12 protein-coding genes are annotated in these 14,559 nt (G+C 61.2%); 11 read left to right on the top strand and 1 reads right to left on the bottom strand.

Annotation, left to right across the window (positions count from 1 at the left end; all coding sequences use genetic code 11):
* The coding region (locus tag AYR66_RS20510; protein ID WP_234814959.1) for a polysaccharide biosynthesis/export family protein at nt 1–269 on the bottom strand (269 nt) is incomplete at its 3' end.
* 294 nt (nt 270–563) lie between these two features.
* On the opposite strand from AYR66_RS20510, the gene AYR66_RS20515 reads away from it, so the two are divergent.
* The 11 genes from AYR66_RS20515 to AYR66_RS20565 all read left to right on the top strand — a co-directional run bounded on the left by AYR66_RS20515 (nt 564) and on the right by AYR66_RS20565 (nt 14,558).
* Nucleotides 564–2,099: an XrtA system polysaccharide chain length determinant gene (locus tag AYR66_RS20515; protein WP_088709047.1), complete on the top strand. Its 1,536-nt coding sequence runs from the start codon at nt 564–566 to the stop codon at nt 2,097–2,099.
* 88 nt (nt 2,100–2,187) lie between these two features.
* On the top strand, nt 2,188–3,054 hold the full coding sequence (locus AYR66_RS20520) for an XrtA-associated tyrosine autokinase (protein WP_170942225.1): 867 nt from the start codon (nt 2,188–2,190) through the stop codon (nt 3,052–3,054).
* The gene (locus tag AYR66_RS20525; protein WP_088709048.1) at nt 3,035–4,594 is read left to right on the top strand and encodes a TIGR03016 family PEP-CTERM system-associated outer membrane protein; all 1,560 of its coding nucleotides are present in this window, start codon (nt 3,035–3,037) and stop codon (nt 4,592–4,594) included. Before AYR66_RS20520 ends, AYR66_RS20525 begins: the two co-directional genes overlap by 20 nt.
* 16 nt (nt 4,595–4,610) lie before the next feature.
* Nucleotides 4,611–5,621, top strand: coding sequence for an XrtA/PEP-CTERM system-associated ATPase (locus AYR66_RS20530; protein WP_088709049.1), 1,011 nt, complete (start codon nt 4,611–4,613; stop codon nt 5,619–5,621).
* A complete protein-coding gene (wecB, locus tag AYR66_RS20535; protein ID WP_088709050.1) occupies nt 5,618–6,778 on the top strand; it encodes a non-hydrolyzing UDP-N-acetylglucosamine 2-epimerase in 1,161 nt (386 codons plus the stop codon). Before AYR66_RS20530 ends, wecB begins: the two co-directional genes overlap by 4 nt.
* A 25-nt stretch (nt 6,779–6,803) precedes the next feature.
* Nucleotides 6,804–7,652: an XrtA system polysaccharide deacetylase gene (locus AYR66_RS20540; RefSeq protein ID WP_088709051.1), complete on the top strand. Its 849-nt coding sequence runs from the start codon at nt 6,804–6,806 to the stop codon at nt 7,650–7,652.
* The gene (locus AYR66_RS20545) at nt 7,649–8,728 is read left to right on the top strand and encodes a FemAB family XrtA/PEP-CTERM system-associated protein (protein WP_088709052.1); all 1,080 of its coding nucleotides are present in this window, start codon (nt 7,649–7,651) and stop codon (nt 8,726–8,728) included. Before AYR66_RS20540 ends, AYR66_RS20545 begins: the two co-directional genes overlap by 4 nt.
* Nucleotides 8,729–8,732: 4 nt before the next feature.
* Nucleotides 8,733–9,947, top strand: coding sequence for a TIGR03087 family PEP-CTERM/XrtA system glycosyltransferase (locus AYR66_RS20550; protein ID WP_088709053.1), 1,215 nt, complete (start codon nt 8,733–8,735; stop codon nt 9,945–9,947).
* On the top strand, nt 9,941–11,509 hold the full coding sequence (xrtA, locus tag AYR66_RS20555; protein ID WP_234814960.1) for an exosortase A: 1,569 nt from the start codon (nt 9,941–9,943) through the stop codon (nt 11,507–11,509). The genes AYR66_RS20550 and xrtA overlap by 7 nt, the downstream gene beginning before the upstream one ends.
* Nucleotides 11,506–12,669 (top strand): TIGR03088 family PEP-CTERM/XrtA system glycosyltransferase, encoded by a 1,164-nt coding sequence (locus tag AYR66_RS20560; RefSeq protein WP_088709054.1) that lies wholly within the window; start codon nt 11,506–11,508, stop codon nt 12,667–12,669. The genes xrtA and AYR66_RS20560 overlap by 4 nt, the downstream gene beginning before the upstream one ends.
* Nucleotides 12,657–14,558 carry an XrtA/PEP-CTERM system amidotransferase gene (locus AYR66_RS20565; RefSeq protein WP_088709055.1) on the top strand — a complete coding sequence of 634 codons (1,902 nt, stop codon included), beginning with the start codon at nt 12,657–12,659 and terminating at the stop codon, nt 14,556–14,558. The genes AYR66_RS20560 and AYR66_RS20565 overlap by 13 nt, the downstream gene beginning before the upstream one ends.
* The last annotated feature ends 1 nt before the right edge of the window (nt 14,559 follow it).

A 14,559-nucleotide genomic window follows, 5' to 3' on the forward strand; every position in this document is an offset into this window, starting at 1 on the left:
GTCGTTGTCTTGCCGCTAGCCTGCAGGTCTTCGACTAGCGGCGTACTGATCTTGCCATCAGGGCGGACCGGAACTGACTGCGACACCTCGGGATTGCGCCAAACGTTGATGTTGATGGTATCGCCCGGACCAATCAGATATTCGTGCTTCGGTTCCGGTGCGTTCGCGTCGGCCATGACGCCGGTATCGGTGGCGCATGCACTGAGTACCAGCACAACACATGTCATTAAGAAACGCCCGGCCTTCCCCCTGTTTTCGATGCACATCATCACGTTGCCCCTTTATTGGTGTCGCCGTCGCGCGGACGGATTGATATTTCCTGCTTGACTTGCCTATATCTATGGAAGGTGACGTTCCTCGGCAGGTTGCACAGGCTTTCTTTGCCTCTCCAAGCAATATCTCCAGCCGTTTGCTTGTTGTCAAGCATCAACCATGTTTACCACAGGTAACGGAACCTTGCTAAATTATAATGATTGGAATCAATAATAGGTATAATCACTTGACGGTGGGACACTCGTCATGGGTTCGTCAAGTCCGCAAAAGTACGAGGGAGGCTTTACAGGATGGAGCAGCTGGTAACCCAATTAATTTCCACCGCCAAAGGGATCTGGAAATACCGCTGGTACTCCATGGCTGCGTCGTGGATAGTCATCCTGGTCGGTTTCTTTGTCGTCTATACCCTCCCCAATAATTACCAAGCATCCGCACGCGTGTTTGTCGACACGCAGTCAATCCTGAAACCGTTGCTTTCCGGCATGACGACCATTCCGGATGTCGAGCAGCAGGTTTCCATCATGAGCAAGACTCTGTTGAGCCGTCCCAATGTGGAACGAGTGATGCGCATGGTCGACCTCGACATCAATGCCAAGTCGAACCATGATAAGGAAGCCTACGTCAGCGCGCTGATGTCCCAGATAAAGATCACCGGTACCGCCAGCCACGACATCTATTCCATTACTTATGGCAACGCCGATCCGAAGCTCGCAAAAAGCGTAGTGGAATCGCTGCTGACTATTTTTATCGAGGGCAGTTTCGGCGACAAGAAACTAGATTCTGCCAACGCAGTGCGCTTCATTGACGAGCAAATCAAGCAATACGAAGAGAAACTGGTCAGCGCCGAGAATGCGATCAAGGAGTTCAAGTTGAAGAACAGCCAGATCGTCACGCGTGGCGACGGCGATTTCGGCGGTAAGCTGGCTCAGGCGGAAGAGCAGCTCAACCAGGCGCGACTGGAATTGACAGAAGCGGAGCAAGCGCGCAATTCCATCAAGAAGGAAATTGCTGGAGAGGAACCCATCCTTGAAGGCGACCACACGCAGACTGCGACCGGTACCGTCAATCCTGAACTCGATGCGCGCATCGAAGCCCTCAATAAGACACTCGACAGCTACCGTTTGCAGTTCACCGAACAGCACCCCGACGTCATTGCGACCAAGCGCCTGATTGCCCAGCTTGAAGCTCGCAAGGCACAGGAAGCGAAGATGCGCGCGTCGAGCACGACCATCGGCAGAAACTACAGTCCCGTCCTGCAGCAATTGAAAGTCGCGCTCTCCGACGCCGAGGCGCGCGTTGCCTCCATGCGTGCGCGCGTCGAGGAATACGGCGGACGCGTCGCCCGCTTGAGGGCCATGAGCAGCGCGGTACCGGAAATGGAAGCGCAATTCGCCCAACTGAACCGCGACTACCAGATCAACAAGGCCAACTACGAAAAGCTGATTGCCAGCAGGGATGCGGCGAAGCTATCGGGCGATCTTAGCGCGACCACAGAAATGATGACGTTCCGGATCATCGATCCGCCCACCGTTCCGCTCAATCCCACCGGCCCCAACCGTCCAAGGCTGTTCTCCATCGTGTTCGCCGGCGCCTTGGTCGCCGGCCTAGCCCTTGGATTCGTGCTCGCCCAGATTCGCCCGACCTTCGTCAGTCTTGCACATTTGCGCGAAGTGACCGGACTACCGGTGCTGGGCAGCGTGTCGATGAACTGGACCGAGGCTGAAAAGAGGCGCCGGAAGAAGAGCCTGTATGCGCTGACAGCCTCGTTCGCAGTGATGCTGGTGATGTCAGGTGGCGCGTTCGGCCTGCTGCTTCTGAAATCGTAGCCGGCACAAAGCAGGGGCATCGGAACAAGGTCATTTTTTGCAGGGGCTGCGCTGGTAGCGCGGCCGGTCAATTTCTCCGGGAGGCAGTGTGGGAATCATCGAAAAGGCGGCAGGCAAATTGGCACAGGCGGGATCCAGCCGCCCCACACAGCCTAAAGTTGCCCAGGCAGAAGTTTCACCGCCGGCCGTCAGCACGCCTCCGGCCGCAGCCACCGCTGAAAACAAGGCACACTCCAAGAAAATCGAACTGAATCTCGCCCAGCTGCAGGAGCGCGGCATGATCACGCCGGACGGCCCGCGCTCCGGCGTTGCCGAAGAATTCCGTGCCATCAAACGCAGCCTGATCACGAATGTGCTCGAGCAAAAGAACGATTCTTCGCGTCCGAGCAACCTGATCATGGTCACCAGCGCGCTGCCTGGCGAGGGCAAGACCTTCTGCTCGATCAACCTTGCCATCAGCATCGCAATGGAGTTCGACCATACGGTGCTGCTCATCGATGCCGACGTCGCGCGCCCGTCCGTCCCTCGCCAGCTGGGCATCGAGGTAGATGCTGGCTTGATGGACGTCCTGCTCGAACCCGACCTCGATGTCGCCGATGTGATGCTGAAGACGAACATTGATCGACTGACCCTGCTGCCATCGGGCGTCCGACATCGCCACTCGACGGAGCTGCTCGCCAGTAAGGCGATGAACAAGTTCCTCCACGAAATCGCGCACCGCTACAACGACCGAATCGTGATTTTCGATTCGCCGCCGCTGCTGCTGACCACGGAGTCGCGCGCGCTGGCCACACGCATGGGCCAGATCGTCATGGTGGTGGAGGGCGAAAAGACGACCCAGTACTCGCTGAAGAATGCGCTTCGCCAGATTGAAACGTGCCCGAACATCAACCTGATTTACAACAAGGCCAAAGCGTTTCGGGGCTTGGAAAACTATGGCTATTACTACAACTAAAAATCGATCGCACAACGTAGTCCGCAAGCCTAACCTCCCTTTTGCGTCAGCGGTCGCGGTAGCAGTGATCCTGGCGGCGCCCGCGGCGCAGGCCGCCGAGTGGCTGATCGTGCCTACCCTCACGGTACGCGGCACTTATTCGGACAACATACGGCTGGCGGGTCGGGGACTAGAGGAAAGCGATTTTGTGACAGAAGTCTCGCCCGGCCTGAACATCTCTGGAACCGGCCCAAACCTGAAGCTGAACGCGCGCTACACCTTCCAGCAGTTGAACTACGCCAGAGACAGCAAAGGGGACAGCAGCTTCCACAGGCTGGATGGCGCAGCGCAGGTTCATTTGCTGAAGGACCTGTTGTCGGTCGACGGCACAGCCTCGATCAACCAGCAGGACGTCGATCTATTCGGCGCAAGCACGCTCACCAGCAGCAACTACAACGTCAACCCTAACCGGACGACGGTACGTACTGCCACTGTCAGCCCCTACCTTCACCACACCTTCCGTGGCGTAGCGGTCGGCGAACTGCGTTATACGAAGACGCATGTCAGCACCAGCTCGCAGGCGCTGTCGAGCAGCGATATCGACGCGGTAACGCTAAGCGTGGGCAGCGATCTTTCGTCCGCGAGAACACTAGCGTGGGGTCTGCGGCACGACGCTCGTCGCACCGACCGCGCCGGCACCAGTTCCGTCGACACAAAGACCTCCACGGCGGACCTGCGCTATATGCTCACGCCACAGTTTTCGCTGACTGCATCGGGTGGCTATGAAGACTTCGATTACGTCGTCGCGCCCGGCGAGGCTGAACCGCGCGGCACCTTCTACTCCGGCGGATTTGCCTGGCGCCCGACCGAAAGAACAAGCCTGGCCTGGAATGTGGGCAAGCACTTCTATGGCACGACGTTCGCTCTGAACAGCACTGTTCGCAGTCGCCACACGCTCTGGCAGGTCGTCTACGATGAAAGCGTAACGAACACGCCGGCGCAGATTGCACTGAATTCGACTTCAAGCACCGCAGAGTTCCTGAACCAGCTGTTCCAGACCAGCATTCCGGATCCTGCCCTGCGGCAGCTCGCGGTCGACCGGTTCATTGCCGCCAATGGCCTGCCGTCTTCGCTGACCCGGACGATCAATTACCTGACCACGCAGTTCTTCCTGCAAAAATCCTTGCGCGCGTCCGCGGCCTTTACCGGTGCCAAAAATTCGGTCCTCTTCACGTTGACCAACTCCGTGCGCTCACCGCAGTCCGTCGATACGGGGGCCGTCAACCTGGGCGACACGCGCCAGCTAGGCGCATCGGCGTTGTGGAACTGGCGTTTCTCAGGCCGCACCAGCGCGAACTTCAGCGCCGACCAGATCCGCAAGAAACTGCAGACCACCGGCGCGCAGGAGCGACTGACGACCTACAGGATTGGCCTCGCCCACCAGTTCCAGCCAAAGCTCCACGGTGTACTCGAACTGCGACATGCTGTAACCGCATCGGACACCGGCTTCAACGCCTACCAGGAAAACGCGATCACGGCGTTCGTCTCGATGCAATTCTAGTGGAGCCAGTAGTCAGATGTACGAGTCCTATTACGGCCTGTCGGCCAAGCCGTTCCAGCTGAAACCCGATCCGAGGTTCTTCTTCGGCAGCCGGAACCACAAACGCGCGATGGCCTACCTGCAGTACGGCCTGTCGCAGGGCGAAGGCTTCATTGTCATTACCGGCGAGGTCGGTGCGGGCAAGACGACGCTGGTGCGCAGCATGTTCCAGGAACTCGATTCCGAGAAGATTGTCGCGGCCCAGATCGTCAACACCCACCTGTCCTCGGAAGACACGCTGAAGATGGTTGCATCCGCTTTCGGCATTCCACTGGAAGATGCCAGCAAGGCAGTACTGCTGACGCGCATCGAGAAGTTCCTGCGCGCGATCGACGAGCAGGGCAAGCGCGCGCTGCTGGTGGTCGATGAAGCGCAGAACCTGAATTCGCAGACCATCGAGGAACTGCGGATGCTGTCGAATTTCCAGACCAGCGACAACTGCCTGCTGCAGACCTTCCTGCTCGGCCAGCCGGAATTCCGCAAGACGCTGATGAGTCCCGAGATGCTGCAACTGCGCCAGCGCGTGATCGCGACCTACCACCTCGGCCCGATGGACGCGGACGAAACCCGCACCTACATCGAGCACCGCCTGCACACGGCAGGATGGAACAAGGATCCGGTCCTGCACGACGATGCCTTCGCCGGCATCCACGAATACACCGGCGGCATCCCGCGCAAGATCAACACGCTGTGCGACCGCCTGTTCCTGATGGGCTACCTTGAGGAACTGCATGAATTCGACCGCTCCCATGTCGATTCCGTCATCAAGGATATCCAGCAGGAGTTCGACCAGTCAGCACTGGCGGCAGCACCCCAGGCGGCGCCCGCGCCGATGCTGGCGGCATCCTTCGACGCCAATGTCCAGAGCCTGGAATACATGAACGAGCGCCTCGCCCGGATCGAGCGTGCCATCCAGTCCATGATCGACGCGCTGACCAAGTTGCTGTTTTCTTCAAAGATCAAAGTTCCGGAAGAGCCCAATCCATGACCACGCCCCATGCCAGCTCCCCCGCGCAACGCAGCATTCTCTGCGTCGTCGGCGCACGCCCCAATTTCATGAAAATGGCGCCGATCATCACGGCGCTCAACGGATTGCGCTCGAAGCCCTTGGTGCGCCTGCTGCACACCGGCCAGCATTACGACGTGGCAATGAACCACCAGTATTTCGATGCGCTCGGCATTCCGTCGCCCGACATCAACCTCGAAGTCGGTTCTGCCACGCAGGCCGTGCAGACCGCCGACATCATGCGCAAGTTCGAACCGGTGCTGGATGAATACAAGCCGGCGGCCGTCCTCGTCGTCGGTGACGTCAACTCGACCATAGCCTGCGCGCTGGTGGCAACCAAGAAGGGCATCCCGGTGATCCACGTCGAGGCCGGCCTGCGCAGTTTCGACCGTGCGATGCCGGAAGAGGTCAATCGCGTGCTGACCGACCAGATTTCGGACCTGCTGTTCACGACGGAGGAAAGCGGCAAGGAAAACCTGCTGCGCGAAGGCATCGCCGCCGAACGCATCCATTTCGTCGGCAACGTGATGATCGATACGCTGCGCAATAATCTCGCGCGCGCAGTCCCGGTGTCGAAGATCGTGGCCGACGCGGACCGTCCGCATTTCATGGAAGGCCACACGCACCACGCGCTGCTCACGCTGCACCGCCCGTCCAATGTCGACGATCCGGCCGTGCTCCGTCCGCTGCTGGAAACCGCGGTGCGCGTCAGCGAGCGCCTGCCCCTGATTTTCCCGGTGCACCCGCGCACCCGCGGCGTGATCGAAAAATCCGGCCTGGCCGAACTCCTCAATACGCCGCGTGTGCTGCTGCTGCCGCCGATGGGCTACCTCGAAATGCTCGGCCTGATGCAGGGCGCGCGCGTGGTGCTGACCGACTCTGGCGGTGTGCAGGAAGAAACGACGGCGCTGGGCGTGCCGTGCATCACGCTGCGCCACAACACCGAGCGTCCGATCACGGTACACGAGGGCACGAATACGATCGCCGGCACCGATCCGGAAACCATCCTGCAAGTGTTCGAGGACATCATGCGTTCGGGCGGCAAGTCGGGACGCATTCCGGAGTACTGGGACGGCAAGGCGGCCGTGCGTATCGCCGAGACCATCGAGAAATGGATGGAAAACGGTTTTCAGTGCTGAGATCAACGTTTGCCGGCAGACGAGCATGACTTCGACAACGATCCACAACGCGATGACCATTGACGTGGAAGACTACTTCCAGGTCTCGGCCTTCGCGCCGCACATCCCGCGCGACAGCTGGCCGTCGCTGCCCTGCCGCGTGGAAGCGAACATCGACCGCATCCTCGGCCTGCTGGACGAACAAGGCATCAAGGCGACCTTCTTCACCCTTGGCTGGATCGCGGAACGTTACCCGGCCATGGTGCGCGACATCGTCGACCGCGGCCACGAACTGGCGAGCCACGGCTACGGCCACGAGCGCGCATCGGACCTGACCGAAGCGCAGTTCCGTGACGACATCGGCCGCAGCAAACGCATCCTGGAAGACATCAGCGGGCAAGAGGTGAAGGGCTACCGCGCGCCGAGTTTTTCCATCGGGACCGGCAACCTGTGGGCGCTGGATGTGCTGTACAGCGAAGGCTACCGCTACAGCTCCAGCATCTATCCGGTACAACACGATCACTACGGGATGCCAGACGCACCGCGTTTCGCCTTCTATCCCAAGAGTGAAGATGGCCTGCTCGAGCTGCCGATCACCACGGTGCGCCTGATGAACCGCAACCTGCCGGCCGGCGGGGGCGGATATTTCCGCTTCTTCCCCTATGCGGTGTCGCGCTGGCTCATGCAGCAGGTCAACGAACGCGACGGGCAGCCTGCGATTTTTTACTTCCATCCTTGGGAAATCGATACCGGCCAGCCGCGGCAGCAGAACATCGGACTGAAGACGCGCTTCCGCCACTACGTCAACCTGCACCGCACTGAAGCGCGGCTGCAAGCACTCACGCGCGACTTCAAGTGGGGTCGCATGGATCACATCTTCCTGGCGAAACAATGAGTTCGATTATCGAAGTCGCCGTCGAGCGGCGGAACGCGCCGGCAGCGGCAGCGCCCGTAGTCAAATTGATGGACGCGGGCGATGCGGCCCGCTGGGATGCCTTCGTCGAAGCCTGTCCGGAAGCCACCTTCTTCCATCGCGCCGGCTGGCAATCGGTCATCGAGCGCGCCTTCGGCCACAAGACATGGTTCATGTATGCGGAAGCCGGCGGCAGAATCCAGGGCGTGGTGTGCCTGGCTGAAATCAAGAGCCGCCTGTTCGGCCATACGCTGAGTTCCCTGCCCTTCTGCGTCTATGGCGGGATCGCCGCCGACAACGACGCCGCGCGCGAGGCGCTCGACAAGGCCGCGCAAGAGCTTGCCCGGCAACTGGATGTCGGCCAGCTCGAATACCGCAACCTGCAACCACGCCACGCGGACTGGCCTTCGAAGTCGCTGTATGTGACGTTCCGCAAGGAGATCCTGCCCGACGTCGAACAGAACATGCTCGCCATCCCCAAGAAGCAGCGGGCAATGGTGCGCAAGGGGATCAAGGCCGGCCTGCAGAGCGAGATCGATACCGATGTCGAACGCTTCTTCCGCGCCTACTCCACCAGCGTGCACCGGCTGGGCACGCCTGTGTTTTCCAAGCGCTACTTCAGCATCCTGCTGGAGACCTTCGGCAAGGATGCCGAGGTGCAGACCATTACCCTGGACGGCCGCATCATTGCCAGCGTGCTGAGCTTCTACTTCCGCGATGAAGTTCTGCCCTATTACGGCGGCGGCATGGCAGAGGCGCGCGACGTGGCGGGCAACGACTTCATGTACTGGGAACTGATGCGCCGCGCCTGCGAGAAGGGAGTCAAGGTCTTCGATTTCGGCCGCAGCAAGGTCGGCACCGGCGCCTTCGACTTCAAGAAGAACTGGGGTTTCGCGCCGCAGCCGCTGCACTACGAATACCAGCTGGTCCGCTCGACCACGGTTCCGGACAACAATCCACTGAGCCCGAAATTCCAGCTGTTCATCAAGATCTGGCAGCGCATGCCGTTGGGCCTGGCCAATGTGCTGGGGCCGCATATCGTCAAGAGCCTGGGGTAAGCGCGTGGAACATCTTCTCTACCTGGTACACCGCATCCCCTATCCGCCCAACAAGGGCGACAAGATCCGCTCATACCACTTGCTGCGCCACCTGGCCGAGCGCTACCACGTGCACCTCGGCACCTTTGTCGACGATGCCGATGACTGGCAGCACACCGACACCGTGAAGAAGCTGTGCGCAAGCACGCACTTTGCAGCGCTCGATCCACTGAAGTCGCGCGTGCGGAGCCTTGGCGCGTTGCTGACGAACGGGGTGTTGAGCGTCGACTACTACCGCAATGCGGGCCTGCAGGAATGGGTGAGGCAGGCCATGCGCGAACACGGCATTTCCCGCGTGCTGGTGTTTTCCTCGCCGATGGCGCAATACGTGATGGACTATGCGCAAGCACGGCGGGTCATTGATTTTGTCGACATCGACTCCGACAAGTGGCGCCAGTACGCCGAGAAGAAGCCCTGGCCGATGAGCTGGCTGTACGGGCATGAAGCGCGCCAGTTGCTGGCCTACGAGCGCCATGTCGCGCAACGCTTCGACGCCTCGCTGTTCGTCTCGCAACCGGAAGCCGAGATGTTCAGGCAACTGGCGCCGGAATCGCACGCGCGCATCGGCTACTTCAGCAACGGCGTCGACACCGATTACTTCGCTCCGTCCGCTGCGCTCGTCAATCCTTATACCGACGGCAAGCCTGCCATCGCCTTCACCGGCGCGATGGATTACTGGCCGAATGTCGATGCGGTGCAGTGGTTTGCTGACGAAGTCTTCCCGTCCGTGCTGAAGGCTCGTCCCGGCGCGCAGTTCTACATTGTCGGTGCGCGCCCGACTGCGCAGGTGCAGGCGCTTGCGTCGCGTCCGGGTATTCATGTGACCGGTACGGTGCCGGACGTTCGGCCCTATATCGCCTACGCCAGCGTGGCCGTGGCGCCGCTGCGCATCGCGCGCGGCATCCAGAACAAGGTGCTGGAAGCGATGGCCATGGCACGTCCCGTGGTGGTGTCGCCGCAGGCACTGGAAGGGATCAAGGCCGAGCCAGGCCGCGATATCGTTCTGGCGCAGGACGCAGGGCAAACCGTGGCCGCCGTTAACACGCTGCTGTCCACGCCCGATACCACCATTGGCGCGGCGGCCAGGAAGAAGGTCATCGACCTGTACGGATGGACCAGCAACCTGTCGCGCGTCGACAGCCTGCTTGAAGCCGGCACACCGGCAGCAATGGCATGCTGAGCGGACCGAACATGTTCGCGCCGGCCGCCAGTCGCGACGCCACGGGCACCTGGAAGGCCGCGGCAATCGCCCTCGCGGTCCTGGCACCATTCTTCGTGTATTTCCAGACCGTCGAGTCCATCGTAGAAATCTGGAACAAGTCCGACACTTTCGCCCACGGCTACATCATTCTGCCGATCTCGCTTTGGCTCATCTGGCGACGGCGGCAGACGCTGCCGCTGCATGCGGCCAGGCCGTGGTGGCCTGGCCTGCTCTTGCTTGCCGGCTGCGGCTGCGGATGGCTGCTGGCCGAGCTGGCGGCGGTGCAGGTCGTCAAGCAATACGCCTTCGTGTCGATGATTCCGCTTATCTGCCTGACGGTCCTCGGTCCGCGCATGGCGTGGGCAATGGCATTTCCGCTGCTGTTCCTGCTGCTGGCGGTTCCATTCGGCGAAGTGCTGATCGAGCCGCTGATCGGTGTGACTGCCGACTTCACTGTTGCTGCGCTGCAGATGAGCGGCATTCCTGTTCTGCGCAACGGCAGCCACTTCGAGATCCCGACGGGAAGCTGGGCCGTGGTGGAAGCCTGCAGCGGCGTGCGCTACCTGATTTCCTCGTTCACGCTCGGCTGCCTGTACGCCTACCTGAACTACCATTCGCGCCTGCGCCGGACGCTGTTCATCCTGCTTTCGATTGGCGCTCCCATCGTGGCCAACGGCCTGCGTGCCTACATGATCGTCATGCTCGGCCACCTGAGCGGCATGACGCTGGCAGTTGGCGTCGACCACCTAATTTACGGCTGGGTCTTCTTCGGTATCGTGATGTTCGCCATGTTCTGGATCGGCAGCTTCTGGCGTGAAGAGATGCAGGCAACGCCGGGCGCCGCGGAGGCGACAACAGGACCGTCCGAAGCCGGCGCCGCCGTGCCCATGTTCGTCGCCGCAACCGGCGCCGCGATCGCCGTTGTCGCCGTATGGCCGGTCTATGCTCGCTATATTGAGCAAGCGGCTCCGCGTGTTGCGGCGGTCCTTCCGGAAACAATGGCGGCGACGTGGAAGGAGCGCACACCTTTTACGCAGTGGACGCCCAGGTTCAGCAAGCCGAGCGCCGAATTCACGCGCTACTTCGAACGCGACGGCAAGCAGGTCGGCCTGTCGCTGCTGTACTACCGCGAGGCGAGACGGGATTCGCAGCTCATCAGCTCGATCAACCGCATGGTCGGGGAAAAGGATGCCGGCATGCGCCAGGTCGCCTCGGCCGGCCAGGTGGAAACCTTTGGCGGCCGGACGTTGAAGATCCGCGAAGCGACGATCGAGATTGCAGGCAATCCCATCATCGTGTGGCACTGGTATTGGATCGACGGTACGCACACCGCCAGCGATTATGCCGGCAAGCTGCTGCTGGCCCGGGAACGGCTGCTCATGCGGGGTGGCGACGGGGCATCGGTGATCGTGTTTGCGCCGTACAGTCAGAACGCGGCGGAAGCGCGCGGCGCGTTGCGCAGCTTCCTGTCGGAGAACATCGGCGCAATCGAGAAAACGCTGGCATCCGCCGGCATCTCGCAACCGGGAGCAGCACAATGAGCGCGCCGCCCCTGGTCGTCCACCTGATCTTCCGCCTCGACTTCGGCGGACTGGAAAACATGCTGGTGGAACGCATCAACCGCATGCCGGCCGACCGCTACCGCCACGCGGTGGTGTCGCTCACCTATCACACCGATTTTGCGAAAAAGATTACCCGACCGGATGTCGAACTGTATTCGCTGCACAAGCCGGCCGGCATGGCGCTGGAAACCCACGTCAAGTTGTGGAAGTTGCTGCGGCAGTTGAAACCGGCCGTGGTGCACACCTACAACCTGTCGGCAGTAGAGTACGGCATTACCGCGCTGCTGGCCGGCGTGCCGGTGCGTGTCAGCGGATCGCATGGACGTGACGCCAGCGATCCGGAAGGCAGGAATAAAAAGCACAATTTCCTGCGCCGCAGGATGATTCCGTTCTACGACTGCTGCTATTCGAATTCGGCCGACCTTGAGCGCTGGAACCGCGAGGTTATCGGCGTCCCCGGGCACAAGAGCCGCCTGCTTCATAACGGTATTGATACCGGGAAATACAAGCCGGGTCCAGCGCCGGCTTCGGTCCCCTTCCCGCCCGGCAGCTTTGTCATCGGCACAGTCGGAAGGGTGCAGGACGTGAAGGACCATCCCGGCCTGGTCGATGCCTTCCTGCTGCTGAAAGACATGGCCCCGGACCAATGGCCGGCGTTGTGCCTCGCCATCGTGGGCGACGGGCCGATGATGGCAGCGGTGAGGGAAAAGGTCGCGTCGGCGGGCATCGCCGACAAGGTCTGGCTGCCCGGCGCACGCACCGACGTCAACGAAATCCTGCGCGGCTTTTCCGTCTTCGTCCTGTCGTCCATCGCCGAGGGAACGCCAGGTTCGGCACTGGAAGCCATGGCGACCGGATTGCCGGTGGTCGGCACGCGGGTAGGCGGCGTTCCGGAAGTCGTCGCTGATGGCGTGACCGGCCTGGTGGTCCCGGCGCGCGACCCGCAAGCGCTCGCGAAAGCCATCGCATGCTACATCGAACAACCGGCGCTCGCGACGCAGCACGGCAAGGCCGGTCTCGAGCGCGTGATGCAGAAATACAGCATGGCCGCCATGCTCAATGCGTATCTGGACATGTACGATTCGTTATGCCATACCAAGATCAAAATCAGGGAGCCTCGTAAATCATGTGTGGAATAGTCGGTATTGTGGATGCGCGCGGCAGGCGGGACATCGATCGCCAGCTCCTCGAAAAGATGAATGAGTCGCAGCACCATCGCGGCCCTGACGAAGGCGGCATCCATATCGAGCCCGGCGTGGGTTTTGGCCATCGCCGCCTTTCGATCATCGACCTGTCCTCGGGACAGCAGCCGCTGTTCAATGAAGACGGCAGTGTGGTGGTGACCTACAACGGCGAAATCTACAATTTTCCCGAGCTGATGGATGAACTCGTCAAGCTGGGCCACACCTTCCGCACCCATTGCGATACCGAAGTGATCGTGCATGCGTGGGAACAGTGGGGCGAGCGCTGCGTGGACCGCTTCCGCGGCATGTTCGCCTTCGGCGTATGGGACCGCAACAAGCAGATCCTGTTCCTAGGCCGCGACCGCTTGGGCGTCAAGCCGCTGTATTACGCGATGCTCGACGACGGCATGTTCATCTTTTCGTCCGAACTGAAGGCATTGATGGCCCATCCCGGCCTCGTCCGGCAGATCGACCCGCGCGCCATCGAGGATTATTTTGCGTACGGCTACGTCCCGGAGCCCAAGACGATCTTCACCAGCGCAATGAAACTGCCGCCAGGCCACACACTGACGCTGCGCAACGGCGGCCTGCCGGAAGTGAACAAGTACTGGGATGTGCCGTTCAAGCCGCATGGCGATATCAGCGACGAACGGGCGCAGGAAGAACTGATCGCGCGCCTGCGCGAGGCGGTGGACATCCGGCTGGTGGCCGAAGTGCCGCTGGGGGCATTCCTCTCCGGCGGCGTCGATTCCAGCGGCGTCGTAGCCATGATGGCCGGGCTGACGAAGGAACCCGTCAATACCTGTTCCATCTCCTTTGGCGACCCGAAATTCAACGAATCCGAATACGCGCAAAAGGTCGCCGAACGCTACGGCACCGCGCACCACGTGGAACAGGTCGACAAGGACGACTTCGACCTGATCGACACGCTGGCGGCGCTGTACGACGAGCCTTTTGCCGACAGCTCCGCCATCCCGACCTATCGCGTGTGCCAGCTCGCGCGCAAGCGCGTGACGGTTGCGCTGTCCGGCGACGGCGGCGACGAGAACCTTGCCGGCTACCGCCGCTACCGCTGGCACATGTATGAAGAACGGTTGCGCTCGACGATTCCGCTGGCGGCGCGCAAGCCGATCTTCGGCACGCTGGGCCAGCTCTATCCGAAGGCTGACTGGGCGCCGCGCGTATTCCGCGCCAAATCGACTTTCGAAGCGCTGGCGCGCGATTCGGTGGAAGGCTATTTCCACACCGTGTCGATCATGAACGACAAGATGCGTACGCGCCTCTTCAGCGATGATTTCAAGCGCATCCTGAACGGCTATCACGCCGACAGTGTGCTGCAGGCGCACGCAGACAATTGCCCGGCCGAGGATGCGCTGTCGCTGGTGCAATACCTCGACCTGAAGACCTACCTCGTCGGCGACATCCTGACCAAGGTCGATCGTGCGAGCATGGCGCACGCATTGGAAGTGCGCGTGCCGCTGCTCGACCACAAGCTGGTCGAATGGATGTCCGGCCTGCCGCCTGAAATGAAGCTGCGCGGCACGGAAGGCAAGTACATCTTCAAGAAGGGCCTCGAAAAGTACCTGCCCGAGGACATCCTGTACCGTGACAAGATGGGCTTTTCGGTGCCGCTGGCAAGCTGGTTCCGCGGCCCGCTGAAGGAGCGCATCCGCGAGGCATTGCTCGGCGAGACACTGGCCAGCACCGGCATCTTCGACCGCGCCTTCCTGGAAGAGATGCTCGACCATCACCACTCAGGCCGCCGCGACTACAGCGCGCCGCTGTGGACGTTGCTGATGTTCGAGTCATTCCTTCGCAACCTCAACGGCAACTGGAGGATGTAGC

Source organism: Noviherbaspirillum denitrificans (assembly GCF_002211445.1).
In the GTDB taxonomy this organism is placed as follows: domain Bacteria; phylum Pseudomonadota; class Gammaproteobacteria; order Burkholderiales; family Burkholderiaceae_D; genus Noviherbaspirillum; species Noviherbaspirillum denitrificans.

What these genes read in the sequence shown, in the direction of transcription:
- AYR66_RS20515 (WP_088709047.1), top strand. Translation starts at nt 564, where the DNA reads ATGGAGCAGCTGGTAACCCAATTAATTTCCACCGCCAAAGGGATCTGG.
- AYR66_RS20525 (WP_088709048.1), top strand. Translation starts at nt 3,035, where the DNA reads ATGGCTATTACTACAACTAAAAATCGATCGCACAACGTAGTCCGCAAG.
- AYR66_RS20530 (WP_088709049.1), top strand. Translation starts at nt 4,611, where the DNA reads ATGTACGAGTCCTATTACGGCCTGTCGGCCAAGCCGTTCCAGCTGAAA.
- wecB (WP_088709050.1), top strand. Translation starts at nt 5,618, where the DNA reads ATGACCACGCCCCATGCCAGCTCCCCCGCGCAACGCAGCATTCTCTGC.
- AYR66_RS20540 (WP_088709051.1), top strand. Translation starts at nt 6,804, where the DNA reads ATGACTTCGACAACGATCCACAACGCGATGACCATTGACGTGGAAGAC.
- AYR66_RS20545 (WP_088709052.1), top strand. Translation starts at nt 7,649, where the DNA reads ATGAGTTCGATTATCGAAGTCGCCGTCGAGCGGCGGAACGCGCCGGCA.
- xrtA (WP_234814960.1), top strand. Translation starts at nt 9,941, where the DNA reads ATGCTGAGCGGACCGAACATGTTCGCGCCGGCCGCCAGTCGCGACGCC.
- AYR66_RS20560 (WP_088709054.1), top strand. Translation starts at nt 11,506, where the DNA reads ATGAGCGCGCCGCCCCTGGTCGTCCACCTGATCTTCCGCCTCGACTTC.
- AYR66_RS20565 (WP_088709055.1), top strand. Translation starts at nt 12,657, where the DNA reads ATGTGTGGAATAGTCGGTATTGTGGATGCGCGCGGCAGGCGGGACATC.